Source organism: Phyllobacterium sp. T2-21, from assembly GCF_055378485.1.
This window is the reverse complement of the sequence record NZ_AP027912.1, coordinates 3,152,646-3,178,968: the sequence shown is the minus strand read 5'-3', so window position 1 is coordinate 3,178,968 and position 26,323 is coordinate 3,152,646. Positions and strand designations below refer to the sequence as shown.

Annotated in this window: 24 protein-coding genes; 19 read left to right on the top strand and 5 right to left on the bottom strand. The window is 61.3% G+C overall.

What is annotated here, in order from left to right; all coding sequences use genetic code 11:
- Positions 1–12 precede the first annotated feature (12 nt).
- The 7 genes from murC (at position 13) to lpxC (ending at position 8,857) form a co-directional block, all read left to right on the top strand.
- Complete coding sequence (gene murC / locus ACZ5FP_RS15895) at positions 13–1,413, top strand: UDP-N-acetylmuramate--L-alanine ligase (protein WP_464661236.1); 1,401 nt, start codon at positions 13–15, stop codon at positions 1,411–1,413.
- Positions 1,414–1,469: 56 nt separating this feature from the next.
- Positions 1,470–2,444, top strand: coding sequence for a UDP-N-acetylmuramate dehydrogenase (murB, locus tag ACZ5FP_RS15890; protein WP_464661235.1), 975 nt, complete (start codon positions 1,470–1,472; stop codon positions 2,442–2,444).
- 279 nt (positions 2,445–2,723) lie between these two features.
- Positions 2,724–3,650, top strand: coding sequence for a D-alanine--D-alanine ligase (locus ACZ5FP_RS15885; protein WP_464661234.1), 927 nt, complete (start codon positions 2,724–2,726; stop codon positions 3,648–3,650).
- Positions 3,638–4,579 (top strand): cell division protein FtsQ/DivIB, encoded by a 942-nt coding sequence (locus ACZ5FP_RS15880; RefSeq protein WP_464661233.1) that lies wholly within the window; start codon positions 3,638–3,640, stop codon positions 4,577–4,579. The genes ACZ5FP_RS15885 and ACZ5FP_RS15880 overlap by 13 nt, the downstream gene beginning before the upstream one ends.
- Positions 4,576–5,898 carry a cell division protein FtsA gene (gene ftsA, locus ACZ5FP_RS15875; protein WP_182549367.1) on the top strand — a complete coding sequence of 441 codons (1,323 nt, stop codon included), beginning with the start codon at positions 4,576–4,578 and terminating at the stop codon, positions 5,896–5,898. Before ACZ5FP_RS15880 ends, ftsA begins: the two co-directional genes overlap by 4 nt.
- Positions 5,899–5,964: 66 nt before the next feature.
- Positions 5,965–7,659, top strand: coding sequence for a cell division protein FtsZ (gene ftsZ / locus ACZ5FP_RS15870; RefSeq protein ID WP_223612736.1), 1,695 nt, complete (start codon positions 5,965–5,967; stop codon positions 7,657–7,659).
- 250 nt (positions 7,660–7,909) lie between these two features.
- Positions 7,910–8,857: a UDP-3-O-acyl-N-acetylglucosamine deacetylase gene (lpxC, locus tag ACZ5FP_RS15865; protein WP_464661232.1), complete on the top strand. Its 948-nt coding sequence runs from the start codon at positions 7,910–7,912 to the stop codon at positions 8,855–8,857.
- A 162-nt stretch (positions 8,858–9,019) separates the two neighbouring features.
- Here lpxC and ACZ5FP_RS15860 read toward each other — a convergent pair whose 3' ends face one another.
- Positions 9,020–9,922 carry a LysR substrate-binding domain-containing protein gene (locus tag ACZ5FP_RS15860; protein WP_464661231.1) on the bottom strand — a complete coding sequence of 301 codons (903 nt, stop codon included), beginning with the start codon at positions 9,920–9,922 and terminating at the stop codon, positions 9,020–9,022.
- A 139-nt stretch (positions 9,923–10,061) separates the two neighbouring features.
- Between ACZ5FP_RS15860 and ACZ5FP_RS15855 the strand changes: the two genes are divergently transcribed.
- From ACZ5FP_RS15855 to ACZ5FP_RS15810, 10 genes are all read left to right on the top strand, one after another.
- The gene (locus tag ACZ5FP_RS15855) at positions 10,062–10,451 is read left to right on the top strand and encodes a tautomerase family protein (protein WP_464661230.1); all 390 of its coding nucleotides are present in this window, start codon (positions 10,062–10,064) and stop codon (positions 10,449–10,451) included.
- Between the two features lie 32 nt (positions 10,452–10,483).
- A complete protein-coding gene (locus ACZ5FP_RS15850) occupies positions 10,484–10,912 on the top strand; it encodes a cupin domain-containing protein (RefSeq protein WP_464661229.1) in 429 nt (142 codons plus the stop codon).
- Positions 10,913–10,914: 2 nt separating this feature from the next.
- Entirely contained in the window at positions 10,915–11,478 is a 564-nt protein-coding gene (locus tag ACZ5FP_RS15845; protein WP_464661228.1) for a DUF4865 family protein, read from the top strand.
- A gap of 225 nt (positions 11,479–11,703) precedes the next feature.
- Entirely contained in the window at positions 11,704–12,573 is an 870-nt protein-coding gene (locus ACZ5FP_RS15840; protein ID WP_223612741.1) for an outer membrane protein assembly factor BamD, read from the top strand.
- Between the two features lie 23 nt (positions 12,574–12,596).
- Positions 12,597–14,276, top strand: coding sequence for a DNA repair protein RecN (recN, locus tag ACZ5FP_RS15835; RefSeq protein WP_464661227.1), 1,680 nt, complete (start codon positions 12,597–12,599; stop codon positions 14,274–14,276).
- Positions 14,277–14,514: 238 nt separating this feature from the next.
- Positions 14,515–16,659, top strand: coding sequence for an NAD-dependent DNA ligase LigA (ligA, locus tag ACZ5FP_RS15830; protein ID WP_464661226.1), 2,145 nt, complete (start codon positions 14,515–14,517; stop codon positions 16,657–16,659).
- Positions 16,656–17,360 (top strand): DUF2461 domain-containing protein, encoded by a 705-nt coding sequence (locus ACZ5FP_RS15825; RefSeq protein WP_464661225.1) that lies wholly within the window; start codon positions 16,656–16,658, stop codon positions 17,358–17,360. Before ligA ends, ACZ5FP_RS15825 begins: the two co-directional genes overlap by 4 nt.
- A 224-nt stretch (positions 17,361–17,584) precedes the next feature.
- Positions 17,585–19,849, top strand: a complete 2,265-nt coding sequence (locus ACZ5FP_RS15820; protein ID WP_464661224.1) for a TonB-dependent hemoglobin/transferrin/lactoferrin family receptor — start codon at positions 17,585–17,587, stop codon at positions 19,847–19,849.
- A 152-nt stretch (positions 19,850–20,001) separates the two neighbouring features.
- Complete coding sequence (locus ACZ5FP_RS15815; protein ID WP_403176869.1) at positions 20,002–20,748, top strand: AzlC family ABC transporter permease; 747 nt, start codon at positions 20,002–20,004, stop codon at positions 20,746–20,748.
- A 1-nt stretch (position 20,749) separates the two neighbouring features.
- Positions 20,750–21,046 (top strand): AzlD family protein, encoded by a 297-nt coding sequence (locus ACZ5FP_RS15810; RefSeq protein ID WP_464661223.1) that lies wholly within the window; start codon positions 20,750–20,752, stop codon positions 21,044–21,046.
- A 1-nt stretch (position 21,047) separates the two neighbouring features.
- On the opposite strand, the gene ACZ5FP_RS15805 is transcribed toward ACZ5FP_RS15810, so the two are convergent.
- From ACZ5FP_RS15805 to ACZ5FP_RS15790, 4 genes are all read right to left on the bottom strand, one after another.
- Positions 21,048–22,874, bottom strand: coding sequence for an aminopeptidase P family protein (locus ACZ5FP_RS15805; protein ID WP_464661222.1), 1,827 nt, complete (start codon positions 22,872–22,874; stop codon positions 21,048–21,050).
- A 167-nt stretch (positions 22,875–23,041) separates the two neighbouring features.
- On the bottom strand, positions 23,042–23,923 hold the full coding sequence (locus ACZ5FP_RS15800) for a 50S ribosomal protein L11 methyltransferase (RefSeq protein ID WP_464661221.1): 882 nt from the start codon (positions 23,921–23,923) through the stop codon (positions 23,042–23,044).
- Positions 23,924–24,107: 184 nt separating this feature from the next.
- Entirely contained in the window at positions 24,108–24,701 is a 594-nt protein-coding gene (locus ACZ5FP_RS15795; protein WP_464661220.1) for an SCO family protein, read from the bottom strand.
- 34 nt (positions 24,702–24,735) lie between these two features.
- Positions 24,736–24,897 (bottom strand): hypothetical protein, encoded by a 162-nt coding sequence (locus ACZ5FP_RS15790; RefSeq protein WP_223612750.1) that lies wholly within the window; start codon positions 24,895–24,897, stop codon positions 24,736–24,738.
- A 68-nt stretch (positions 24,898–24,965) separates the two neighbouring features.
- Between ACZ5FP_RS15790 and ACZ5FP_RS15785 the strand changes: the two genes are divergently transcribed.
- The gene (locus ACZ5FP_RS15785) at positions 24,966–25,598 is read left to right on the top strand and encodes a DapH/DapD/GlmU-related protein (protein ID WP_464661219.1); all 633 of its coding nucleotides are present in this window, start codon (positions 24,966–24,968) and stop codon (positions 25,596–25,598) included.
- An 83-nt stretch (positions 25,599–25,681) separates the two neighbouring features.
- Complete coding sequence (locus ACZ5FP_RS15780; protein ID WP_403176842.1) at positions 25,682–26,164, top strand: CreA family protein; 483 nt, start codon at positions 25,682–25,684, stop codon at positions 26,162–26,164.
- The last annotated feature ends 159 nt before the right edge of the window (positions 26,165–26,323 follow it).

Below are 26,323 nucleotides of genomic sequence, written 5' to 3'. Positions count from 1 at the left end.
AGGAGTGCGTCCATGAAGATGCCGCTCAACATCGGCCTTGTTCATTTCATCGGTATCGGCGGTATCGGCATGAGCGGCATTGCCGAAGTCCTGCACAATCTCGGCTACAAGGTCCAGGGTTCCGATCAGGCGGACAGCGCCAATGTGCAGCGTTTGCGTGACAAGGGGATCGAGGTCTTTGTCGGACACGATGCGGACAATCTCGGCGATGCCGAGGTTATCGTGGTGTCGACAGCGATCAAGAAGAGCAATCCGGAACTCGTTGCCGCGCGCGAAAAACTTTTGCCCATCGTGCGCCGGGCGGAAATGCTGGCGGAACTCATGCGCTTTCGCCAGGCGGTCGCCATTGGCGGCACGCACGGCAAGACCACGACCACCTCGATGGTGGCAACGCTGCTCGATGCGGGCAATCTCGATCCGACCGTCATCAATGGCGGCATCATCAATGCCTATGGCACCAATGCCCGCATGGGCGCGGGCGAATGGATGGTGGTGGAAGCCGACGAGAGCGACGGAACCTTCCTGAAGCTGCCTGCCGATATCGCCGTAGTGACCAATATCGATCCGGAGCATCTCGATCACTACGGCACGTTCGACCGGGTGCGCGAAGCCTTCCGGCAGTTCGTCGAGAACGTGCCGTTCTACGGCTTCGGCGTCATGTGCCTCGACCATCCGGAAGTGCAGTCGCTGGTGTCGCGTATCGAGGACCGCCGCGTCATCACCTATGGTGAAAACCCGCAGGCGGATGTGCGTTTCGTCAATCTCGTGGTCGATGGTCCGACCTCGCAGTTCGACGTGCAGATTGCCAAGCGCAAGACCGGCGAGACCACCGAGATCAAGGGCCTGCGGCTGCCGATGCCCGGCAGGCACAACGTGTCGAACGCGACAGCGGCGATTGCCGTGGCGCATGAACTCGGCATTTCCGCCGAGGATATCAAGAAGGGCCTGTCATCTTTCGGCGGCGTGAAGCGGCGCTTTACCCATACCGGTTCGTGGAAGGGCGTCGACGTATTCGACGATTACGGCCATCATCCGGTCGAGATCAAGGCCGTGCTGAAGGCGGCGCGCGATTCCGCCAAGGGCCGGGTGATCGCCATCGTCCAGCCGCATCGCTTTACCCGTCTGGCGAGCCTCTTTGACGAGTTTGCGGCGTGCTTCAACGATGCCGATACCGTGATCGTCGCGCCGGTCTATACCGCTGGCGAAGACCCGATCGAGGGCGTCACATCGGAAGCGCTGGTGTCCCGCATCAGGACGGCGGCGCACCGCGACGCGCGCTATATCCAGGGTCCGCAGGACATCGCGCCCTTGATCGCCACCATCGCCAAGCCCGACGATTTCGTGGTTTTCCTGGGTGCGGGCAACATCACCCAATGGGCCTATGCCTTGCCAAAGGAGCTGGCTGCGCTTTAGATTTTGCGGTTGCGTGAGGCCGTGGCGCGTCACGATCGAACTGCTGGAAGGATATCATGTCTTCAAGGATTGACGGCGAGGCCCTGCTTGGCAAGCTGGGGGATCGTTTCTCGGGGCTGCGCGGGCGGCTGACGCCCAATATGGGCATGGAAAAGGTGACATGGTTCCGCGCCGGCGGCCCGGCGGAAGTCATGTTCCAGCCTGCCGACGAGGAAGACCTCGCAGCCTTCCTGCAGGCCGTTCCTGAAGAATATCCCATCCTTGTCGTCGGCATCGGTTCCAACCTTCTGGTGCGCGACGGCGGCGTCCCCGGTTTTGTCGTGCGCCTCTCCGCCAAGGGCTTCGGCGAGGTCGAGCGCGTCGGCGATACGCAGTTGCGGGCGGGTGCCGCGACCCCGGACAAGCGGCTTGCCGCAGCGGCGCTTGAGGCGAAGATCGCCGGTTTCCATTTCTACCACGGCATTCCCGGCGGGCTGGGCGGCGCGCTGCGCATGAACGCCGGTGCCAACGGAGTCGAGACGCGCGAGCGGGTGGTCGAGGTGCGGGCACTCGACCGCAGGGGCAATGTGCATATCCTGTCCAATGCCGACATGGGCTATGCCTATCGCCATTGCAGCGCGGCCGGCGACCTGATCTTCACCTCCGCATTGCTGGAAGGAACACCCGGCGAAACCCATGCCATTCAGGCGGCGATGCATGCGGTGCAGCAGCATCGCGAAACCGTGCAGCCGATCCGCGAGAAGACCGGCGGCTCGACCTTCAAGAACCCGGAAGGCACATCCGCCTGGAAGGAAATCGACGCAGCGGGCGGTCGCGGCCTGATGATCGGCGGTGCACAGATGTCGCCGATGCACTGCAATTTCATGATCAATACCGGCACGGCCAGCGGTCATGACCTTGAAACGCTCGGCGAGACAATCCGCTCACTCGTGCTGCAAAACTCCGGCATCCATCTGCACTGGGAAATCAAGCGTCTGGGGCTTTTCCGTCCCGGCCAGGAAGTGCAGGAGTATATGGGGCAGCTTTTGTAGCAAAAACCGAAATTTTTTTACGTTGAATCAGAGGCGCGTTTGCCTCTGATTTTGTTTCCGAAATCGAATCGCAAACACTTTTTTTTACGCCAAATTTCATTGTTGAATCAAAGGGGACTTGTCACGGAATCAACTCTCTGATTCTTTAGGGGCAAGCGTTAACTGATTTGAGTCGGCTGATTTGGTCAGCCTCGGGTGCCTGCGGTCTCGATCGCCGGGCGTGCGGAGACTCATGTCGTTTTTCGGCTTTGATGGGGATGTGTACAAGGGGTTGCCTTCATGGCGAAAAAGCATGTTGCGGTGCTGATGGGCGGATTTTCATCGGAGCGTCCGGTGAGTCTCTCCTCGGGCAATGCCTGCGCCGATGCTTTGGAGGCCGAGGGCTATCCGGTCACTCGCGTCGATGTGACCCGGGACATCGCCAGCGTGCTGGCTGAGCTGCGCCCCGACGTGGTGTTCAATGCGCTGCATGGTCCTTTCGGCGAGGACGGTACGATCCAGGGCATCCTCGAATATCTGGAAATTCCCTATACCCATTCCGGCGTGCTTGCGTCGGCGCTGGCCATGGACAAGGAGCAGGCGAAGACCATCGCCAGGGCTGCCGGTGTTCCCGTGGCCGAAGCCAAGGTGATGAACCGTTTCGATTTCACCGCGAAACATCCGATGAAGCCGCCCTATGTGGTCAAGCCCGTCAATGAGGGGTCGAGCTTCGGTGTCGTCATCGTCAAGGAGGAACAGTCGCATCCGCCGCAGGTGATCACCTCGGCGGAATGGAAATATGGCAACACCGTCATGGTCGAGCGCTACATCCATGGGCGCGAACTGACATGCGCCGTGATGGGCGATGTGGCCATCGGGGTGTGTGAAATCATTCCCGTGGGTCATCAGTTCTACGATTATGATTCAAAATATGTTGCAGGCGGATCAAATCATGTGTGTCCGGCTAAAATTTCACTAAAAATTTACCAAAAAATACAAACACTAGCACTCAAGGCGCATCAGGCAATTGGATGTAAAGGGATTAGCCGGTCGGACTTCCGTTACGACGACCGTTTTTCCGAAGATGGCGAACTGATTTGGCTGGAGATAAACACCCAGCCGGGCATGACTCCAACATCTCTTGTACCTGATATCGCCAAAGCCGCGGGGCATACCTTCGGTGAATTGTTGAGTTGGATGGTGGAGGACGCATCGTGTTTGCGTTGAAGGGCAAAAAGGTTCACCCGCGGGGTGTGGCGCCAGTGTCTTCGGACAGGATGGCGGCTTTTGGCCGTTTCCGCTTCGTCCTGCCGAAATTCCTGCGCAAGCCTGTGCGCGTCTTCACCCGCATGGTCGAAGGGGAGGTTCATATCCCCAACCATACGGGAACCCTCGGCGCTGTCGTCTTTCTTGCGCTGACCGGCGCTTACGGTGCCATTCTTGGCGGCCATGCTCCCGAGGTGGTCAAGGTAACGACGTCGACCTTCGGTTTTGCCATCGAAGACGTGAAGGTGGTCGGCAACAAGGAAACCTCCGAGATCGACGTGCTCGGCGCGCTGGGCCTCGATGGCGAAACCTCGCTGGTCGGCCTGAGTGCCGCCGATGCGCAGAAGGCCGTGGCAACGCTGCCGTGGGTTGAATCCGTCGATGTGTTCAAGGTCTATCCGAACACGATCCAGATTTCGATTCACGAGCGCTCCGCCCTGGCTGTCTGGCAGAACGGCGATGATCTCTCGATCATCGACGAGGATGGCCGCGTGATCGTTCCCTATTCGTCCGGCCGCCATTCGGCGCTGCCGCTGATCATGGGCGTAGGCGCCGACAAGCAGGCGAAAATGCTGTTCGCGCAGATTGCAGCGTTTCCGGATGTCGTATCGCAGGTCCGGGCCTATGCCCGCATCGGCGACCGGCGCTGGGATCTGATCCTGAAGAACGGCGTGACGGTGATGCTGCCGGAATTCCGTATCGATCAGGCACTGGCCGATATCGTGAAGATGGACCGGAAGGACGGGCTGTTGTCCCGGGCGATCGCGTCGGTCGACATGCGGCTTGCCGACCGGGTTGTTTTGAAGCTGACGCCAGATGCGATGGTGCAGCGCGTAGAGTTTTTGAAGGCGCGAGACAAGGCGCCTAAGCGTTCGGAGAAGCGTATATGAGTATTCTGAACGGAAAGAGCACGTCGACTGGAGCTGCTTCCGCAAAACGGACGCGGTCTTTGACGGTTCTTGATATCGGTTCAAGCAAGGTGTGCTGCATCATCGCCCGGCTGCGTCCGCGCGAGGAAAGCGCGCATCTGCCCGGCCGCACCCATCGCATCGAGGTGCTCGGCATCGGTCACCAGAAATCGCGCGGCATCAAATCAGGCGTCATCGTCAATCTCGACGCGGCCGAGCAGGCCATCCGCCTGGCGGTCGATGCGGCCGAACGCATGGCTGGCCTGACCGTCGATTCGATGATCGTCAACATTTCCGCCGGACGCCTGAAGAGCGAAAGCTTTTCCGCCAGCATCAATCTGGGCGGCCATGAAGTCGACCAGTCCGATATCCGCCGCGTGCTGGCCGCCGGCGCCAAGCAGGCACTGGCAACGGAGCGTCACCTCGTGCATTCGCTGCCCATCGGTTATGCGCTTGATGGCGAGAAGGGTATCCGCGACCCGCTTGGGATGATCGGCGATACGCTTGGGGTCGAGATGCATGTGCTGACCGCCGATGCGGCGCCGCTGCGCAACCTCGAACTCTGCGTCAACCGCTGCCACCTCTCGGTCGAGGCGATGATTGCAACCCCTTACGCCAGCGGCCTTTCGGCGCTCGTCGACGACGAAGCGGAAATGGGCGCGGCCTGCATCGACATGGGCGGCGGCACCACCACCATTTCCGTGTTCTCCGAAGGCAAGTTCATCCATGCGGATGCCATCGCCATCGGCGGCAATCACGTGACGATGGATGTGGCACGCGGTCTTTCCGCCCATATGGACGATGCGGAACGGCTGAAGGTCATGCACGGATCGGCCCTGCCGAGTGCTGCCGATGACCGCGATCTCATCAGTGTCTCGCCGCTCGGCAATGACGGCCGCGACGTTCCCAACCAATATCCGCGCGCGGTGCTGACACGCATCATCCGGGCGCGCGTTGAAGAAACACTGGAATTGGCACGCGACCGCCTCAACCAGTCCGGCTACGGCCAGATTGTCGGCAAGCGTGTTGTCCTGACAGGCGGGGCCAGCCAGTTGGCGGGTTTGCCTGAAGTGGCGCGCCGTATTCTGGCCCGCAACGTACGTATTGGCCGTCCTCTGGGTGTGACGGGGCTTCCCGAAGCAGCCAAGGGGCCAGCTTTCTCCGCAGCGGTGGGTCTGTTGATCTATCCGCAGGTGGCAGGAATTGAGGAGCGTTCTGTAAAGGCCGGTTCATCATCGCTGATGACGGGTACGGGTGGGCGTTTTCAGCGTATCGGCCAGTGGCTGAAAGAGAGTTTTTGATCAATCCGGGGAAACCCAAAAGAGATACCGCGGCGGCGAAGCGGTAAAGGAAAAAGGAACAAACAAATGAGCATCAATCTGCAAAAGCCGGACATTACCGAGCTTAAGCCCCGGATCACCGTATTTGGTGTTGGCGGTGGCGGTGGCAACGCGGTCAATAACATGATCAATGCCGGTTTGCGCGGTGTTGAGTTTGTTGTGGCCAATACGGATGCGCAGGCCCTGTCGCAGTCGAAGGCTGAACGTCTCATTCAGCTCGGTGCTGCAGTGACCGAAGGTCTGGGCGCCGGTTCGCAGCCGGAAGTCGGCCGCGCCGCCGCTGAAGAATGCATCGATGAAATCAACGATCACCTGCAGGGCACGCACATGTGCTTCGTGACGGCCGGCATGGGTGGCGGTACCGGTACTGGCGCTGCGCCCGTTGTTGCCCGCGCCGCCCGTGAAAAAGGCATCCTGACCGTGGGTGTCGTCACCAAGCCTTTCCATTTCGAAGGCCAGCGCCGCATGCGCACCGCCGATATGGGCATCGAGGACCTGCAGAAGAATGTCGACACACTGATCGTCATTCCGAACCAGAACCTCTTCCGCATCGCCAATGACAAGACGACCTTTGCCGATGCCTTCGCCATGGCCGACCAGGTTCTCTACTCCGGTGTTGCCTGCATCACCGACCTGATGGTCAAGGAAGGCCTGATCAACCTCGACTTCGCCGACGTGCGTTCGGTGATGCGCGAGATGGGCAAGGCGATGATGGGCACGGGCGAAGCATCCGGCGATGGCCGCGCCATGGCCGCTGCCGAAGCTGCCATTGCCAACCCGCTGCTCGACGAAACCTCGATGCGCGGCGCCAAGGGCCTGCTGATCTCGATCACCGGCGGTCGTGACATGACGCTGTTCGAAGTCGACGAAGCGGCAACGCGCATTCGCGAAGAAGTCGATCAGGATGCCAACATCATCCTCGGCGCGACCTTCGACGAAAGCCTCGAAGGCATCATCCGCGTTTCGGTCGTGGCAACGGGTATCGACAAGCAGCTGGGAGAGTCGGCCCCTGCGCCGATCGAATTTCGCCAGCCGATGAAGCCGATTGCCAAGCCGGTCCAGCAGCCGGCCGCACGGGTCGAGACTGTTGCGCCGCGCCCTGTCGTGCAGCAGCCGGCAGCCCGCCTTGCCGATCCGGTCGCCGATGCCATCCGCGCCGCCGAAATGGAAATGCCGCAGCGCGCACCGCAGCCGGCCGAACAGGAATTCCGTCCGCAGAGCCGCATTTTCCAGGCACCTGCGCCGGAAGTGTTCGATGCACCGGTTGCCGCAGCACCGCAGCAGCCTGTCCATCAGCCGGCGCCGCAGCCGCAGGTTCAGATGCAGGCAGCGCCCGTCGCGCAGCCCGCACCGGCACCGCGCATGCCAAACGTGTCCGACTTCCCGCCGGTTGTTCAGGCGGAACTCAATGCGCGTGATCACGGCCGTGACCAGGCATCCTATGACAGCCACGAAGACCGTGGCCCGATGGGTCTGCTGAAGCGCCTGACCGCCGGCCTGACCCGCCGCGAAGACGACACTGCACGGCTTGAACCGGCACAGCCGCGCGAACCGGCCATGCGTCCGGCAGAGCCGCGCCGCCCGCTGTCGCAGGATGCATCGATCTATGCACCGCGCCGCGGACAGCTGGACGAACAGGGCCGTGTTCAGCCCCAGTCGCGCCAGTCGTCGGAAGATGATCAGCTGGAAATCCCGGCATTCCTGCGCCGCCAGGCCAACTGATCCGATCACGTATTGTTAAGAAATATGAAACCCGCCATTGTCTCAATGGCGGGTTTTTTCGTTCAAACTATTGAAAAACCTAGAAAACGACCTAGTTCTTGTCCGTGCAGGACCTTTGCGGGACTGCCGAAACCGTGATTTTGCCTGACGCCGCGTCAATTGTATCGTCCCGCGCAAAATAGCTGCGGTTCACCTTGATTCTGGCAGAACGGCACAGATTGATTTTACGATGATATGGGCAGAGCAGGGCATGGGGTCTCAGTTGCGCGACTATCAAACGACCATTGCAGAGCGGGTTTCGCTGTCCGGCGTTGGCGTCCACAGCGGCGCACCCGTCACGATGACCTTCGTGCCGTCTGCCGCCAATACGGGCATCGTCTTTCACCGGCGGGATGGCGAAGGGCGCAGCCATGCCATCAAGGCGCTGGTCTCGGAAGTCGGCACGACGGATCTCAGCACCACGCTGGGCAAGCGGAGCGGCGCGACCGTCAGCACCGTTGAACATGTGATGGCCGCGATATCCGGGGCAGGGATCGACAATCTGATCATCGAGATCGACGCGCCGGAAGTGCCGATCGTCGACGGCACATCGGCTGCCTTCCTCGTGGCCTTCGACGAGGCGGGGCTGGTCCAGCAGACAGCCCGGCGGCGCTATATCCGCGTGCTCAAGCCGTCGCGCATCGAAGCCGGTGCCTCCTGGGCGGAGTTCGTCCCCCATGACGGCACGCGCTACGAGGTGGAGATCGATTTCGACACGCCCGTCATCGGCAGGCAGATCTTTGCCGCAGATATGAGCGAGGCGGTGTTCCGCGACGAGATTGCATCCGCCCGCACCTTCGGGTTCATGCGCGATGTGGAAAAGCTCTGGGCTGCCGGGTTGGCGCTCGGTTCGTCATTGGATAATTCGCTTGTCATCGGCGATGACCATACGGTGATCAATCCCGGCGGCCTGCGCTTTCCCGATGAGTTCGTGCGCCACAAGACATTGGATGCCGTTGGCGATCTTGCCCTGGCAGGGGCGCCGTTCATCGGCTGCTTCCGCTCCTATCGCGGCGGCCACCGCCTGAACGCCATGGCGCTGCGGGCACTGCTGTCCGATCACTCTGCGTTCGAGATTGTCGAAACGGCGGGCATCCCCGGGCGCGGGGCGTCCCTCGTCGCTGTCCATGCACCGGTGTTTGCACCCTGGGCCGTCTAGCCAATCTTGCAATTGATATCATGCGTGGTTCGACAAGCTCACCATGAGGGATTTGGGTGGGCTGCAATGCCAATCGCCGAGGTTGCAGAGTTATAGCTCCCTGCAATCCCCATCCTCCCTCATGGTGAGCTTGTCGAACCACGCACCACCCGTTCAACCCCTCTAAGCGGCCTTTGCTCCCACACGCACTGACTCGTGCAATGCCTGCAGGATGATCGATGCCAGCCGGGCCGTGACCGGCGACGGTTCCGCATCGGCCCGGTAAAGGTCCAATCCCAGATTTGGCAGCAGGGGCAGCCCGTTTTCCCCAGGCGGTATCGCCTGCACCGTTCCCGGCAAGCCGATCGGCGTGCGGATGGTGAGGCCGAGTCCCGCGGCCGTTGCGGCCCACAGGCCGCCCAGGCTTGGACTGATGAACGCCAGGCGCCAGGCGATGCCGGCTCGATCCAGCGCATTGATGGCGGCGGTACGCAACAGGCAGGGCGCCTCGAGAGCGGCCAGCGGCAGGGGTTCGTTGCCGGACTTCTGCCACGCCATGTCGGGATTGATGGAGCCGACCCAGCACATGGGAACCTCCATCACGCGTTCGCTGTTGGACAGCGGTGCGCTGTTGTTCCAGGCCAGCGCGAGATCGAGGCGGCCGGATGCGACGCGCTCAAGCAGCTCCGCATTGCGGGCCACGCGCGCTTCGATGCGCACCTTGGGATGGGCCCGCGCAAACTGCCCGAGAATATTGGGCAGCAGGGTTTCGCCGAAATCCTCCTGCAGGCCGAGCCGTACCCAGCCTTCCAGTTCGATGCCGTGAATGGCGCTCGCCGCTTCGTCGTTGAGGTCGAGCAGGCGCCTTGCATAGGCGAGCATCGTCTCGCCCGCGTCGGTCAGGGCAAGGCCGCGCCCGGATTTCTGGAAGATCGGCGTTCCCGCCTGCTGCTCCAGCTTTTTCAGCTGGGCGCTAACCGCAGAGGTCGACCGGCCGAGCCTGTCGGCTGCCTTGGCAAAACTGCCAAGGTCGACGCCCGTCGTGAAGGTTCGCAGAACATCCATGTCGAATATGGTCCGGCGCATATTTATCGTCCAATTTTTCAGGATCATTGATCCATATATTTCTGATTATCAGGATGATTGTGCGGTGCTAGAACCGTTCCGTCAAGTTCAATTGCGCTTCACACCATGTGCCGGGGCGCCAGACAAAGAGGATCGTTCCATGCCGTTCGCCCGTATTTCCCTCATGCAGGGCAAGTCTGATGATTATCTGAAAGCCGTGTCGGACAGCCTGTATCAGGCGATGATCGAGACGTTCAATGTTCCGCAGAACGATCTTTTCCAGGTCATCCACCAGCACCGCCCGAATGAGTTCATTTTCGACCGCCATTATCTCGGCGGCCCGCGCTCTAACGACTTCATCATCTTTGCCATTACCATCGGCAAACCGCGCGATACGGCGACGAAGAAGGCGTTCTACGAGCGGCTTGTCGAGAAGCTCGCGGTCTCTCCTGGCGTGCGCCCCGAGGATGTCATGATTATCATCAGCACGTCCTCGCGCGATGAATGGTCCTTCAGCAATGGCGGCATGCAGATGCTCGACGTCGCCTGACCCGGCTTTCTCTCAGTACAGGAAATCAGTCCATGAACGACATAACCACGAAACCAAAGGCCTGTCCGGCGGAAATGACGATACGGCGGGCAGGGACGGCAATCGGACGCGCGCCGGAGGGCATATCCTCCGCGCCGTTCTGGGCGGAAATGCTTTTGGAAAGCGAAAGCGAAGGTGAGAACACCGTGATGCGTGCCACCGTCGACCCTTCGGTCATCACCCATTGGCACACCCATCCGCGCGGACAGTTTCTCTATGTCCTGTCCGGCGTCGGCCTTGCCCAGAGGGACGGCGGACCGGTTGAAGAACTGCGGGCCGGGGATTGCGTCTGGTTCGCTCCGGATGAACGCCATTGGCACGGCGCCAGCGCTGACAGCGCGTTCTCCTATGTCAGTATTCAGGCCGTGCAAGACGGCAAGTCGGTGCATTGGCTTGAACCCGTCATACGACAAGGAGAATGATCATGATTGCGATGCAATACAGTTTCACCCTGCCTGCCGATTATGACATGGGGATCATCGACCGGCGGATCGCCGAGAAGGGGCATCTGCTCGACAACTATCCGCATCTGCGCTTCAAGGCCTATCTGTCGGCCCGCCGCACGGATGCAACCCGTAGCCGTGACAACCTCTATGCGCCGTTTTATCTGTGGGACGATGTGGAGGGTTTGAACAATTTTCTCGGCGGGGACGGGTTTGCCGGCGTGTCGGGCGCATTCGGCCGGCCGCAGGTAAAGTCCTGGTTTGTCTGGCAGGCCTTCGTGTCGCCCGACGTGTCGCAGGCGGCGTTTGCGACGCGGGAGATTGTGCCGGTCGACGCCTCCGTGCCCCTGGGCGAAAGACGCAAACAGGAAAGCGGGCGGGTGTTACGGGATGGCGAAGACAACGCTATTCTTGCATCCGTGACGGGTTTCGAGCCGACCACATGGACGGTGGTGCGTTTCCGGCTGTGGGCTGTCGAGCAGCCGGAACAGGCCGATGAGGCGACCCGGATTTACCGGGTAGGGCATATGTCGCTGCCGAAATAAGGGAATATGTTCTTTTCTCAACTCATTTCTGCCTCCGCCACAAATTTGGACGAATAGATGGCAATAAGATTGCTGATTCTGTTGGCTTGTGGTTTAAGAACGCGCAACTGACAGTGAGTTTGACAGTATCTAGAGCATGATGCGCAAACGTGATATCGGATTTGCGCAGAATGCTCTAATTTCTTGAATGGGGCCTAAGACAGAATGGCGAGTTGCAGAATGTCGATGAGTGCAGGGTTTGGCAGCAAGGCCCGGTTGGCCCTTCTTATGGCGTCCGTTGCCGGTGCAACAGCCATTTCCGGTTGTGCTTCGAATGACAAGGATCTCGACCTGTCGGCCTATGTCGACACAATCGAGCCCGCCGATGTGCTCTACAACCAGGCCCTCGCCAATCTGAATGCCGGGCGCCTCGACGAGGCCGCCAAGAAGTTCGATGCCGTCGACCGCCAGCATCCCTATTCCGAATTCGCCCGCAAGGCGCTGGTGATGGGGGCTTTTGCCAATTACCGTGCCGGCAAGTATGACGACTCGCTCGCCATGACCAAGCGCTACATCGCGCTGTATCCGACGCAGCCGGAAGCCGCCTACGCCTATTACATCACCGGCCTGTGCTATTACCGCCAGATCCCGGACGTGACGCGCGAACAGACCATGACACGCCGCTCCATCACGGCGTTCAATGAAGTCGTCGAGCGTTTCCCGCAGTCGGAATATGTCGACGATTCCAAGGAAAAGATCCGTTTCGGCCGCGACCAGCTCGCCGGCAAGGAAATGCAGGTCGGCCGCTATTATCTGGAACGCAAGGAATATCTGGCGTCGATCAAGCGCTTCCGCGGCGTTGTCGAACAGTATTCCAATACCCGCCATGTCGAAGAAGCACTGGCACGCCTGACCGAAGCCTATTATGCGCTGGGTCTGACCAGCGAGGCGCAGTCGGCCGCAGCGGTGCTCGGACAGAACTACCCGGACAGCCAGTGGTACAAGGACAGCTACAAGCTGCTGCAGAGCGGTGGTCTGGAGCCGCGCCAGAATGCCGGTTCCTGGCTGTCACAGGCTGCCCAGACGATCGTGGGCAGCAAGAAAAATGGCGCCTGATCCACTATTAACCTGAGCGATTCATGCTTTCGCACCTGTCGATCCGCGATATTGTTCTGATTGAACGGCTCGACATTGAGTTTCGCGATGGCTTGTCGGTACTCACCGGCGAGACCGGCGCCGGAAAATCCATCCTTCTCGATGCCTTGTCGCTCGCCCTCGGCGCGCGCGGCGATGCCTCGCTGGTGCGCCACGGCGCGGAGCAGGGGCAGGTAACGGCCGTGTTCGACGTGGCGGGTGCCCATCCTGCCCGCGAACTCCTGCGCGACAACGACATCAGCGATGACGGCGACATCATCCTGCGCCGCGTGCAGACATCGGATGGCCGCAGCCGCGTCTTCATCAACGATCAGGCGGCAAGCGTTACGCTGTTGAAGGAGCTCGGCCGGAGACTGGTCGAAATCCACGGCCAGCACGATGACCGCGCACTGATCGATATCGATATTCACCGTACACTGCTCGACGCTTTCGGTTCGCTGGAAACCAAGGCGGCAACGGTCCGCTCATTGCACAAGACCTGGCGGGATGCGGAAAACACGCTGGTGCGGCATCGCGCCAAGGTCGAGGCGGCGACGCGCGAGGCGGATTATCTGCGCGCCTCCGTCGACGAGCTGACAAAGCTCGACCCGGAACCGCTGGAAGAAGAGGCGCTGGCCACCAGGCGCACCGAAATGATGCGCTCGGAAAAGATCGCGGGCGATGTCAACGATGCCAGCGAGGTGCTGTCGGGCTCCGGTTCGCCGGTGCCGTCGCTGGCGAGCCTCGTGCGGCGGCTGGAGCGCAAGGTGCCGGAAGCGCCGCAGCTCTTGGAACCGGTGGTCAAGGCCATCGATGAGGCGCTCAACGCCCTGACGGAAGCGCAGAACGGCATTGAACAGGCCATCCGTGCCATTGATTTCGATCCGCGTGTTCTCGAACAGACGGAAGAGCGGCTTTTCGCCCTGCGCGGTGCGGCGCGCAAATATTCCGTACCGGTGGATGATCTCGCCGGCCTGCGCGACAGGATGGACGCGGATCTCGCGGATATCGATGCGGGCGCCGAGCGGCTTGGCGCGCTGGAAAAGGAAGCTGTCGCGGCGCGGGCCGCCTATGACGAAGCGGCGGCGATCCTGTCACGGGAGCGGCACGAAACCGCCGGTCACCTCAAGGCAGCCGTCATGGCCGAGCTTCCCGCTTTGAAGCTGGAGCGGGCCGAATTCATCGTCGAGATGGCGGCGGACCCGGAAAACCGCCTGCCCGAGGGCATCGATACGGTCGAATACTGGGTGCGGACCAATCCCGGCACCCGGGCGGGGCCCATGATGAAAGTGGCGTCGGGCGGCGAGCTGTCGCGTTTCCTGCTGGCGTTGAAGGTGGCGCTGGCGGACCGCGGTTCGGCGCCGACACTGGTGTTTGACGAAATCGACACGGGGGTTGGCGGTGCCGTGGCCGATGCCATCGGCCAGCGGCTGCGCCGCCTGTCGGACCGGGTGCAGGTGCTGTCGGTCACCCATGCGCCGCAGGTGGCGGCACGGGCGCAGACGCATTTTCTCATCGCCAAATCCGCCAGGGGCGATGACCGTGTTGCCACGTCCATCCATGCGATGGAAACGGGCGACCGCCAGGAAGAAATTGCCCGGATGCTGGCCGGTGCCAGCGTCACGGATGAAGCACGTGCCGCCGCGGTGCGGCTTCTGCGTGAGAACAGCGCCGCTGCCTCCTGAGCGGGTTGCACGCCTGCGCTGTGTGGTTCGACAAGCTCACCATGAGGGAACTTGGCGTCCTGCAGAATACAAACCTCCCTCATGGTGAGCTTGTCGAACCACGCACCATCTTCATGCAGAGCGGGTTGTGGCAGGAGCTGACTGCAACCTGCGGATCCCGCCGATTTTGAACGGTGCATTTGCGCGCCGCTTCAGTTAATCTCCCGCCGAATCCGTATTTTCAGCGTCGGACAGGCCCATGGCAGACATTCCCGTAGAAGAATTGAGCGAAGCAGAAGCGGCAGAGGAACTCGGCCGTCTGGCGGCGGAGATTGCCCAGCACGACTACCGCTACAACACGGAAGATGCGCCGACGATATCCGATGGCGAATATGACGCCCTGCGACGGCGCAACCTTGCCATCGAGCAGCGTTTCCCGCACCTGAAGCGCGAGGATTCACCCTCGAACAAGGTAGGCGCGACGGTCTCGGAAAAATTCGGCAAGGTCACGCACTCCATCCCGATGCTGTCGCTGGACAATGCCTTTTCCGATCAGGACGTGCAGGATTTTGTCGACCGCATCCGCCGCTTCCTCAAGCTGGGCGCCAGCGCGCCGGTTGAAATCACCGCCGAACCGAAGATCGACGGGCTGTCCCTGTCGCTGCGCTACGAGATGGGCCGTCTGGTCACCGCCGCCACCCGCGGCGACGGCACGACGGGTGAAAACGTCACGCTCAACGCGCGTACTGTCGCGAGCATTCCGAATGTGCTGGCAGGCAATCCGCCTGAAGTGCTTGAGGTGCGCGGCGAGGTCTATATGAGCCATGCGGATTTTGCCGCGCTGAACGAGCGCCAGACGCAGGATGGCAAGCCGGTCTTCGCCAATCCGCGCAATGCTGCAGCCGGGTCGCTGCGCCAGCTCGATGCCACGATCACCGCATCGCGGCCGCTGCAGTTTTTCGCCTATGCCTGGGGCGAGGTCAGCGCCATGCCTGCGGCAACGCAGATGGGCATGGTGGAGGCCTTCAAGTCCTACGGTTTTCGCGTCAATCCGCTGATGCAGAAGTTCGAGACGGTGGATGGCCTGGTCAGGCATTATCACCAGATCGAGGAACAGCGCGCGACGCTGGGCTATGATATCGATGGCGTTGTCTACAAGGTTGACGATCTCGCTCTGCAGCAGCGGCTGGGATTTGTCTCCCGCAGCCCGCGCTGGGCCATTGCCCACAAATTCCCGGCGGAACAGGCGATCACCATCCTGCGGGGCATCGACATTCAGGTCGGGCGGACCGGCGCGCTGACCCCTGTCGCCCGGCTTGAACCGGTGACGGTCGGCGGTGTCGTCGTCACCAATGTGACCCTGCACAACGAGGACTACATCAAAGGCATCGGCCAGAACGGCCAGCCGGTCCGTGAGGGGCGGGACCTGCGCGTCGGCGATACCGTCGTGGTGCAGCGGGCGGGCGACGTCATCCCGCAGATCGTCGATATCGTCGCGGACAAGCCGCGCGGCCCGTCCGCCTATGTCTTCCCGGATACCTGCCCGGCCTGCGGCTCGCATGCGGTGCGCGAAGAGGGGGAAGTGGTCCGGCGCTGCACCGGCGGGCTGATCTGCCCGGCGCAGGCGGTGGAGCGCATCCGGCACTTCGTCTCGCGCAATGCCTTCGACATTGAGGGGCTTGGCGAAAAGCAGGTCGAGTTCTTTTTCAAATCCGACGATCCGGCCCTGCATATCGGCACGCCTGCGGATATTTTCACCCTGAAGAAAAGACAGGCGGCATCGCTGGCCAAGCTGGAAAACATCGACGGTTTCGGCGCTGTCTCCGTCAAGAAACTCTACGATGCGATCGATGACCGGCGGCAGGTGGCGCTGAGCCGCTTCATCTATGGTCTGGGCATTCGCCATGTCGGCGAGGTCAATGCCAAGCGGCTGGCCAAGGCCTATCGCTCCTACGCGGCGCTGGTAGCCGTTGCGCAGGCGGCGGCCCTGCCGGCGGACAAGTCCGACAAGGGCAACGACGCCTGGCGCGAGCTCAATGAGGTGGATGGGATCGGCAGCATCGTGGCCGAGGCACTCGTCGATTTCTACGCGGAAGAGCACAACCGGACGGCGCTGGCTGCCCTGCTTGATGAAGTTACGCCGCTGGATGAAGAGGTGCGCACCGTCAGCAATTCGCCGGTTGTCGGCAAGACCATCGTCTTTACCGGTTCGCTGGAGCGCATGTCGCGCGACGAGGCGAAAGCCATGGCCGAACGCTATGGCGCCAAGACAGCCGGGTCCGTCTCGAAAAAGACCGATCTGGTGGTGGCCGGGCCGGGGGCCGGTTCCAAGCTGACGCAGGCACAGTCCCTTGGCATCGAAGTCATCGATGAAGATGCCTGGTTTACCCTGGTGGGCGCATGAGCGAGACGGTTTTCAAGGGGTTTGGCGACAAGGCGCTGCCCTTCCTCAAGGCGCTGGATTTTCACCAGAACCGGGAGTGGTTCGTTGAGAACAAGGATCTGTTCGAAGCCCATCTGCACGAGCCGCTGGGCGACCTTATCGATGATCTGGTCGCCCGGTTTGAAAAGGCCGGATTGCCGTTCAAGGGTGACCGCAAGAAATCGCAGTTCCGCATCAAGCGGGATACGCGCTTTGCCAAGGACAAGAGCCCCTACAACCGGCATCTCTCCGCACTGCTTTCGCCCGATGGCAGCAAATGGGCCGAATCGGGCTGTTTCTACGTCTGCGTCGGTCTGGAGGACTACAAGGGCTGCTACGCCGCCGTCGCGTGGTGGCAGCAGAAGCCGGAGCTTCTCGCAGCGATGCGCAAGGCCATCGTCGACAAGCCGGAGAACTACCGCGCCATGGTGGCCGCATTGAAAAAGGGCGGACTGACCTTAAGCGATTATGACCGCCTGAAGCGCACGCCGCGCGGCTTCGAAACGGTGACCGATCCCGACCTCGTCGAAGCCCTGCGCAACCGGCATTTCGTCGTGCGCCATCCCATTGATCCGGATGGCATTACCTCGCCGGCACTTGCCGATGAACTCTTCGCCTTTGCATTGAAGGCCAAGCCGCTCATCGACTGGGGAAAAAAGATCGAGGGAACGCTGGTTTCCTGATGTGCCGACGGGACAAATGTGGTGCCGCGGCAACACCGTTCCGGCCAATAAATCGGCCTGAAATAATCGGTGTATTTAATATTGACTTTTATAGTCATGTTTTTGTACTGAACAAATGTACAGCGTGAATACACGCAGATAATTTCCGCTCAGCAAGCCATGAACACGGCGCGGTCTTCGCGCTCAACGTTAAGCCAGCCAAGCATTCTCTCGGGGGTTTGGATATGGTTTTGACACGGAACATGCTTGCGCGCCTGATGTGCGGTAGCGCGGGTACCCTGCTGGTTGTGGGGTTGGGCACGGGCGCAGCATTTGCCCAAAGCGCACCGGCAACGGGCGAAACAATCGAGCTGGCGCCGATTGTGCTCAAGCGCAATCAGAGCGGTACGGAGGCGACGCCGCTGACGGCGACGACCGAGCGGGAAACCATCCAGCAACGGATGGTCGATAATTTCCAGGATCTGGGGCGCCGGGTCGATGCGGGCGTCAATTTCAACTCCACCTCGAAGAGCATCAATCTGCGCGGTCTCGACCAGGACCGGGTGCTGACCACGATCGATGGCATCCGCGTGCCGTGGATTTCCGATCCGCGCGGAACGCAGGGCGGTCTCGACGGCTTTGATTTCGACGGGCTCTCCAAGATTGACATCACCAAGGGCGCCGACTCAAGCCGTTACGGTTCGGGCGCGCTGGGCGGGGTTGTCCAGATGCGCACGCTCGACCCGTCCGATGTCATCAGCGATGGGCGCAACTGGGGCGTTCTGACCAAAGGCACCTATGACAGCGGCGATCGCAGCTGGCGCACCAATGCGGCGGTGGCAGCCCGTGCGGGCAACACGGAATTCCTCGTGCAGGGCGGGTATCGCCAGGGCCACGAGAAGGATACCCCCGGTGATATCGGCGGTTATGGCACCGGACGGACCGAGGCCAATCCGCTCGATTACGATCAGGGCAATGTGCTGGTAAAACTCTACCAGAATGTCGAGGGCGGCCATCGTTTCGGCCTGACTGGCGAAATCTTCAAGAAGGATTCCGATTCGGACAATTTCATCGGCACGACATCCGCCTATGTGCCCGGCAGCTTCAAGTCCGGCGAGAACTATGAACGCAAGCGCATTTCCGGCAGCTACGACTACATAGCCCCGGACAAGGGCGGCTGGGTGGATGAGGCGCACGCCGTTGCCTACTGGACGCAGCAGACCCTGACGAATACGACCGATGCCATCCGCTTGCCGGATGCCAGGGCGCGGATCATTCGCGGCGACCCGTTCCGCTATGGCTTCCCCTCGGGCGTGTACAAGCGCGACAACGAGCTGAACCTCGATGCCTATGGCTTTACCGGCTACGTGGTCAAGGAAGCCGAGATCGGCGACATCCGGCACAAGTTCCGCATCGGTACGGAAATCTACCGGCAGAACATGCATCAGTACGCGGCGGGCGTCGACAATTGCCCGAGTGTCGACTGGAGCAAGCTGCCCCAGCCTTTCGGCCCGCAGACCTGCCGCATGCTGCACGCCAACAGTTCCGACATGCCCGACGTGCAGTCGACCGGATTCGGCATCTATGCCGAGGATGATATCGAGCTTCTGAACGGCCGTCTGACCCTGACGCCGGGCGGACGTTTCGACTGGTACGAGCACAATCCGCAGTCGACCGCAGCCTATGAGCATGGCCCCAACTTCAACGGGACATTGCCTGCATCCAACAGCGACTCGCGCTTTACGCCGAAGCTGCGGGCGACCTATCACGCCACCAGCGAGCTGGATTTCTATGTGCAGTGGGCCCAGGGCTTCCGCGCGCCGTCCGCGCAGGAACTGTTCCAGAACTACGGCGCGCCCGGTTCCTATGCCCGTGTCGGCAATCCCGGCCTGAAGGCTGAGACCAGCAATGGTTTCGAGGTTGGCGCCAAGTATGAGAGCGACAGATATGCGCTGTCGGCCAGCGTCTTCAACAATTACTACCGCAACTTCATCGACAACGTGACCATTGCTCCGCCCGGCGGCGAGTATCCGGTTGGCGGCATCACCGGTTATGCCAATCTCAATCGCGTGCAGATCTACGGTGCCGAACTCAATGGCCGCGTCAATTTCGCCGAGAACTGGGTGACATGGGCATCGGTTGCCGTCTCGCAGGGCAAGAACACCGAAACCCAGGAATATCTGAACTCCATCCCGCCGATCCGCGCGATTGTCGGCCTCGGCTATAACGCCGATAGCTGGGGTGCCGACGTGTCGCTGACGATGGCCGCAGCGCGCGACAAGGTCAGTGGCGGCGGTTTCGTTGCTCCAGGCTATGGCATCGTCGATACGACAGCCTATTGGGAGCCGAAGTTTGCCAAGGGCATGAAGCTCCAGGCCGGTGTCTTCAACGTCTTCGACAAGAAATACTGGAATGCCACGGATGTCCCGAACGATATCAATCTCGCGGTGGCCGACCGCTACGCCGAAGTGGGCCGCAGCTTCCGCATTTCGCTGACCCAGAAGTTCTGAGTTCAGCCGATTGCCGGGTCTGGTGTGCGTGTCGAACCACGCACACTATCGACGCAGTTGGCCAGGCTGTTCGACGCTGCAGCAACATTGATGATAGCGATCAACAATTCTCACGTGACAGGCTGGCCAACCTGCCTTAGACCACGCTCATCATGAGCGAACAAACATATCAAGATGAAACCACCGTTGCGCGGCGGGCAGGCTTTGGCGTGGAATTCTGGCAGGGGTTCCGTCGCGGGCTTCCCGTGATGATTGCCTCGGCGCCTTTCGGCCTGCTGTTCGGCGCGCTTGCCATCGACAACGGCTTTACCGTATTTGAAGCGGTGCTGATGAGCGCGGCGATTTTTGGCGGTGCGAGCCAGATGGTCGGCATCGAGCTGTTCGGCCACAATATTCCGGCCTGGCTGATCGTCTTTTCCATCTTCGCGGTCAACTTCCGCCACGTGCTGTATTCGGCTGCCGTCGGCCGCCGCATCGGCCATTTCACCATTCCCGAAAGCCTGTTGAGCTATTTCCTGCTGACCGATCCGCAATATGCCGAGACCGAAAAGCGGGCGGAATCAGGCGTACGCGTCACCTTTGCCTGGTATCTCGGCGTGGCGACGCCGATCTATGTGATGTGGGTGGTGGAAGCGTGGATCGGCGGGCTCTTCGGCAATCTGATCAAGGATCCGCATGCGCTGGGGATCGACATGCTGCTGCCGATCTATTTCCTCGGCCTGGTCATGGGTTTCCGCAAACGCTCCAACTGGGCGCCCATCGTCATTGCCAGCGGCATCGCATCGATTGTCGCGGCCAAGACCATCGGCTCGCCCTGGCATGTCAGCATCGGCGCGCTCGCCGGTATCCTGACCGCCGTGATCGTGGCAAAGCCGGATAAAACTGCGGGAGAGAACTGAGATGTCGACGATCTTCTGGATTATTCTCGCCGGTGCCGTGCTGACGTTCCTGACCCGCATTGGCGGTCATCTCGTCCTGTCGCGCTTCGACCGCGTGCATCCGCGCGTCGAAGTGGCGCTCAATGCCGTGCCCGCCGCGGTTCTGACGACGCTGGTCGCGCCCGCCATCGCCACGGCGGACTGGCGCGGCGTCGTCGCGCTGGTGTTCGCCGGGCTGGTTTCCCTGCGGTTCAACGCGCTGACGATGTTTCTCGCCGGCGCAGCCATGATCATCCTGCTGCGCCAGCTTCACGTATAAGTTACCCGAGCGGTTCGGTTGCCTTGATCAGCCAGTCGCGGTCAGCAGCAACGGTGTGCGGCAGCAGAGCCTCGCGCACCTGTGCGTGATAGGAATCGAGCCATACCAGTTCTTCCCGGATCAGCAGGCTGGTATCGATCAGGCGCTTGTCGATCGGGCAGAACGTGATCGTTTCGAAACCCATCATCGGGATATCGCCGCCCTCGGGTACGACAGGTTCCGTGACAATGAGCAGGTTTTCCGTGCGGATGCCGTAGCCGCCGGGCTTGTAGTAGCCGGGTTCGTTGGACAGGATCATGCCGGGCAGCAGTTCGTGCGTGCCGCGCTTGGAAATGCTCTGCGGACCCTCATGCACCGACAGGAACGAGCCGACCCCATGGCCGGTGCCGTGGCCGTAATCATAGCCCTGCTTCCACAGGGCGATACGGGCGAGCACGTCGATGTCCATGCCGCGCGTGCCCTTGGGGAAGCGCGCGGTGGTGATGGCGATGACGCCCTTGAGCACCAGCGTGAACTTGCGCTTCATGTCATCCGTCGGTTTGCCGACCGGCAGGGTGCGGGTGATGTCGGTCGTGCCGTCGCGGTACTGGCCGCCGCTGTCGATCAGATAGAGCTCGCCCTCCTGCAACTTGCGGTTTGACTGGGTGTTGACGCGGTAATGGGCAAAGGCGCCATTCGGCCCCGCACCAGAAATGCTGTCGAACGAAAGGTTTTCCAGCGGCATCTGGAACCCCTCGGCCACGCTGCGGCGGGTTTCCTCCAGCTTCTTCGCCGCATCGATCTCGTCGATGGTGCCGGGTGCCTGCGCGTCGACCCAGGCCAGGAACGACACCATGGCAATGCCGTCGCGCTCATGCGCTTTGCGCGCGCCAGCCAGTTCAGCGGCGTTTTTCAGGGCGCGGGGCAGGCGGGCGGGATCCGTACCTTCGACAATCCTGCCGCCGGCATGGTCGACCACGAGCCGCAGTTTTTCCGCCGCGAGCGCCGGGTCGAGCATCACGGCCTTGCCCTGTGCGCCGAGGCTGGCGACATCCGCTTCAAGGGCCGATGGCGGGCGCAGCGTTGAGAGCTGGGTCAGATAGGCCTCCGTCTCGATGGGCAGCTTGCGCTTGTCGATGAAGAGCAGCGGTTCGCCGGACACCGGGATGATGGCGAAGGACAGGGGCAGCGGCGTGTTGCTGACGTCATTGCCGCGAATGTTGAAGGCCCAGGCGATGGAGGAGGGATCGGTCAGGACGGTTGCGTCAGCCTTGGCCTTTTCCACCGCTTCGGCCAGTTCCTTCAGCTTGTCGCTGGCGAGTTTCCCGGCATATTTTTCCGGCTGGATGGTCACGGCTTCGAGCGGCGGGGCAGGCTGGTTTTCCCAAACCAGATCGACCAGATTGTGCCCGACCGCCACCAGCGTGCCGCCATTGGCTTCCAGCGCTTCGCGCAGCGCCTTGGTTTCGGCAATGGTGTGCAGCCACGGGTCGAAGCCGATGGTCAGTTTGCGGCCGCTGTTGCGCAACCAGACCGGCGGCGGGGTTTCCACCAGGCTTTCCACGCTGAAAACAGCCGGGTCGGTCTGCTCGGCGGCCTGCAGGGTGTAGCGGCCGTCGACAAAGAGATGCGCCTGTTTCCTGAGGACAAGCACGACACCGGCAGAGCCGGTGAAGCCGGTCAGCCAGGCCAGGCGCTGGGCGCGCGGCGGTACATATTCGCCCTGGTGTTCGTCGGCACGGGGAACCAGAAAACCGTCAAGACCGAGGGATTCGAGTTCGGCGCGCAGCTTGGCAACGCGCGGGGCGCCGGTGGCCGGATTGCTGACGACCTCAAACGACTGGAACATGGTGATGCAAACCTCTGCTGTTGGGTGATGGAACCTATCTTTCGATCACGGCGGAGGCAATGGAGGCACGCGGTTTGCACCGGGTTTTTCAAGACGGCATGCGCCAAAGAACCGGGCACATGCCTACGCCGTCTCAAACAAAGGGCAGCGAAAGCTGCCCTTTTCATTCAGTAGGTGGATTTCGCCTTGAGGTGCAGGGTGACCCAGCCCTCGCGCCGCAGCGTTTTCTGGTGGAAAAGACCCTGTACGCGATAGGCCGCCAGCACCTTGTCACGCTGGGTTTCCAGAATGCCCGAGAGAATGAGCGATCCGCCCCAGGCCAGATGCCTGCGCATCTCCGGCGCGAGCTGCATCAGCGGGCGGGCGAGGATATTGGCGACGATCAGGTCGAACGGCGCGGCAAAGCGCATGGCCGGGTGATGGAAGCCCGTGGCCGTCTCCGTCTGGACGCGCGCAGCGACGCCGTTCTTCACCACATTGTCCTGTGCCACCGCGACGGCCACCGGATCGATATCCGTCGCCAGAACCGGAATGGGGGCAAGCTTGGCAATGCCGATGGCCAGCACGGCGCTGCCGGTGCCCAGATCCAGCGCATTGCGCGGATGTTCGCGGCGGATTACCTCGCCGATCATGTCGAGGCAGCCGGAGGTGGTGCCGTGGTGGCCCGTGCCGAAGGCAAGACCGGCGTCGATCTCGATGCCGAGATCGTTGATGCGGCGCTTGTCGCGGTCGTGCGAGCCGTGCACGAAGAACCGTCCGGCACGCACCGGCGAGAGGCCTTCGAGCGAATGGGCGACCCAATCGATATCGGGGACCTGTTCGCGCTGCACGTCGAGCTTGACGGCATGGCTGCCCAGGACATCGCGGATGCGCGGCTCGATCTCGTCGGGCTCGAACGTATAGACCGAGACGTCGAAGATTTCCGCATCCTCGTCCACTTCGAAAGTGGAAATCGGCAGGCCATCCTCTTCGAAGGCGAGCTGCAGCAGGTCGAACACGCGGTCGGCTTCGATCTTGCCAGCGGTGAGGAACAGGCGGGTCTGGGTCATCGGGTCGGATACTTTCGAAATGGCAGGCGGCTCTGCTTGGTCCTGAGTGCGTGGTTCGACAAGCTCACCATGAGGGAAGCCGAGGGTTGCAGGGAGTTCTATTCTGCAATGTTTCAGTTTGGCCTTGCAGCCAACACCCTCCCTCATGGTGAGCTTGTCGAACCACGCACCATTAGGTAGTCCATTAGCTCTTGGCCAGACGTTTTAGCTTTGCCACAGCCGTATCAGGATTTTCGCCATAGGCAATGGTGCCGAAGAAACCGCCCTTGCTATCCAGAAGAAAGACCGAGGCGGTGTGGTCCATGGTGTAGTCGCTGCCTTGCGTGGGAACCTTGCGCGCATAGACGCTGTAGCCCTTGAGCATGGCCGCCATCTTGTCCGGATCGCCTGTTATGCCGGTGATGCGGTCCGAGACATTGCCGACATAGGTTTTCATGACACCGGCGGTATCGCGCTCGGGATCAACGGTGACGAAATAGGCGTTGATATTCTGGCCTTCGGGCCCGAGCTGCTTCAGCCAGGCATCGAGTTCGAACAGGGTGGTCGGGCAGATTTCCGGGCAATGGGTGAAGCCGAAGAACACCGCTGACGGTTTTTGCCGGAACGCCGCCTCGGTGACCGGCTCGCCGTTCATGGTCACAAGCTGAAACGGTACGCCGAAGGGGCCGGCATTGGCGGAGCCCGGCTGATGGCGGTAGGACTGGAACGTGATCCATCCGGCCGCGGCGGCCAGCAGCATGATCGCCACGACAAGAAACGGCATCAGACGTCTGTTCATAAGTACATTTCCTCTGGGGGCTGTGTTGGTGCTTCTATATGCACCAGGAAAGACCAGCCTGGATCAGCGACAGGAAGATCGTATCGCCATGGTTGAACCATGCGGCAAAGGTTGCGCCCGTCGCCATGGCTGCAAAGAGTGCCAGTGTCGTGTAGAGCGTCAATCGCGATGGGCTGATGGAATAGGATGATTTCATGCGGGGATTATAGGATTTCACCGGCTTTTATGCAAAAGAATTGCCGCAACCTTATTTGAGAAAGCACGATGGCTGATCCCGACGACCTCCGCTTCCAGAATCCCGAACCGCGCATCCACCCGACGGCACAGCTCAAGGGCGTCAAGCTCGGCCGTTTCGCCGAGGTCAGCGAGCGGGTGATCCTGCGCGACGTGACGATGGGGGACTTTTCCTACATCGAACGCCACAGCGAAGGCATCTATGCGGATATCGGCCGCTTCTGCTCCATCGCGTCCAATGTGCGCATCAACGCGCTGGAACATCCGATGGAACGGCTGACCACCCACAAGGTGAGCTATCGGCCCAATGAGTTTTTCCGGTATCAGGGGGTCGATTTCGGTTTCCGTGCCCGGCGGCAGGCCAAGCGCGTCAGCATCGGCCACGATGTGTGGATCGGCCATGGCGCCGTTATCATGCCCGGCATCAGCATCGGCCACGGCGCGGTGATCGGCGCCAATGCGGTGGTGACCAAAAACGTGGCGCCCTACACCATCGTCGCGGGCAATCCGGCGCGCCCGATCCGTCCGCGTTTTCCCGCCGCCATTGCCGAGCGCCTGATGGCGCTGGCCTGGTGGGACTGGCCCGCGACGACGATTTTCGAGGCCATCCCCGATATCCAGTCGCTTGGCATCGAGGATTTTCTGGCGAAGTGGGAACGATAGGAGCGGCGGGCCGTTCTGCTTGCAATTCCGTAACGCCGTATCCAACTGTGTCTGGCAAGCCCAACCATTTCAGGAGATTCTCGATGAAGCATATGCTCGCTGCTCTGGCCCTACTGGGCGCCGCCATCCTGCCGGCTCAGGCGGAGGAGGTCGGCAAGGTCGGCGTCGACTGGCTGGGCAATGACATCGTCATCGATGCGGTTGCCGACCCGAAGATCCAGGGGGTGACCTGCCATCTTGCCTCGTTCTCGCGCGGCGTGATCGACCGGCTGCAGAAGGGCAATTGGTTCGAGGATCCGTCCAATGCGTCGATCTCCTGCCAGCAGACCGGCCCGATCGTCATCGGCGACATCAAGCTGGGCGAGGGCGGCGAGCGGGTGTTTTCCGAACGCACCAGCCTGATCTGGAAGAAGCTGAACATCACCCGCATCTACGACAAGCAGAACAATGCGCTGATCTATCTCGCCCATGCCAGCCAGGTGCAGGACGGGTCCGCCAAAACCTCCATTGCCACGATTCCGCTGTTTGCCGGAAATGTCACCTGGACCAAGGGCAAGCCGGAATAGGTTTGGGGTGTTTCCGTTGGGTTTACACCCCCCTCTGTCCTGCCGGACATCTCCCCCACAAGGGGGGAGATCAGCTTTCACAGCTGTTTCAGCTAATCTTCAACATTGAAAATTACGTAAAATCACTGATGTCGATGTGATCTCCCCCCTTGTGGGGGA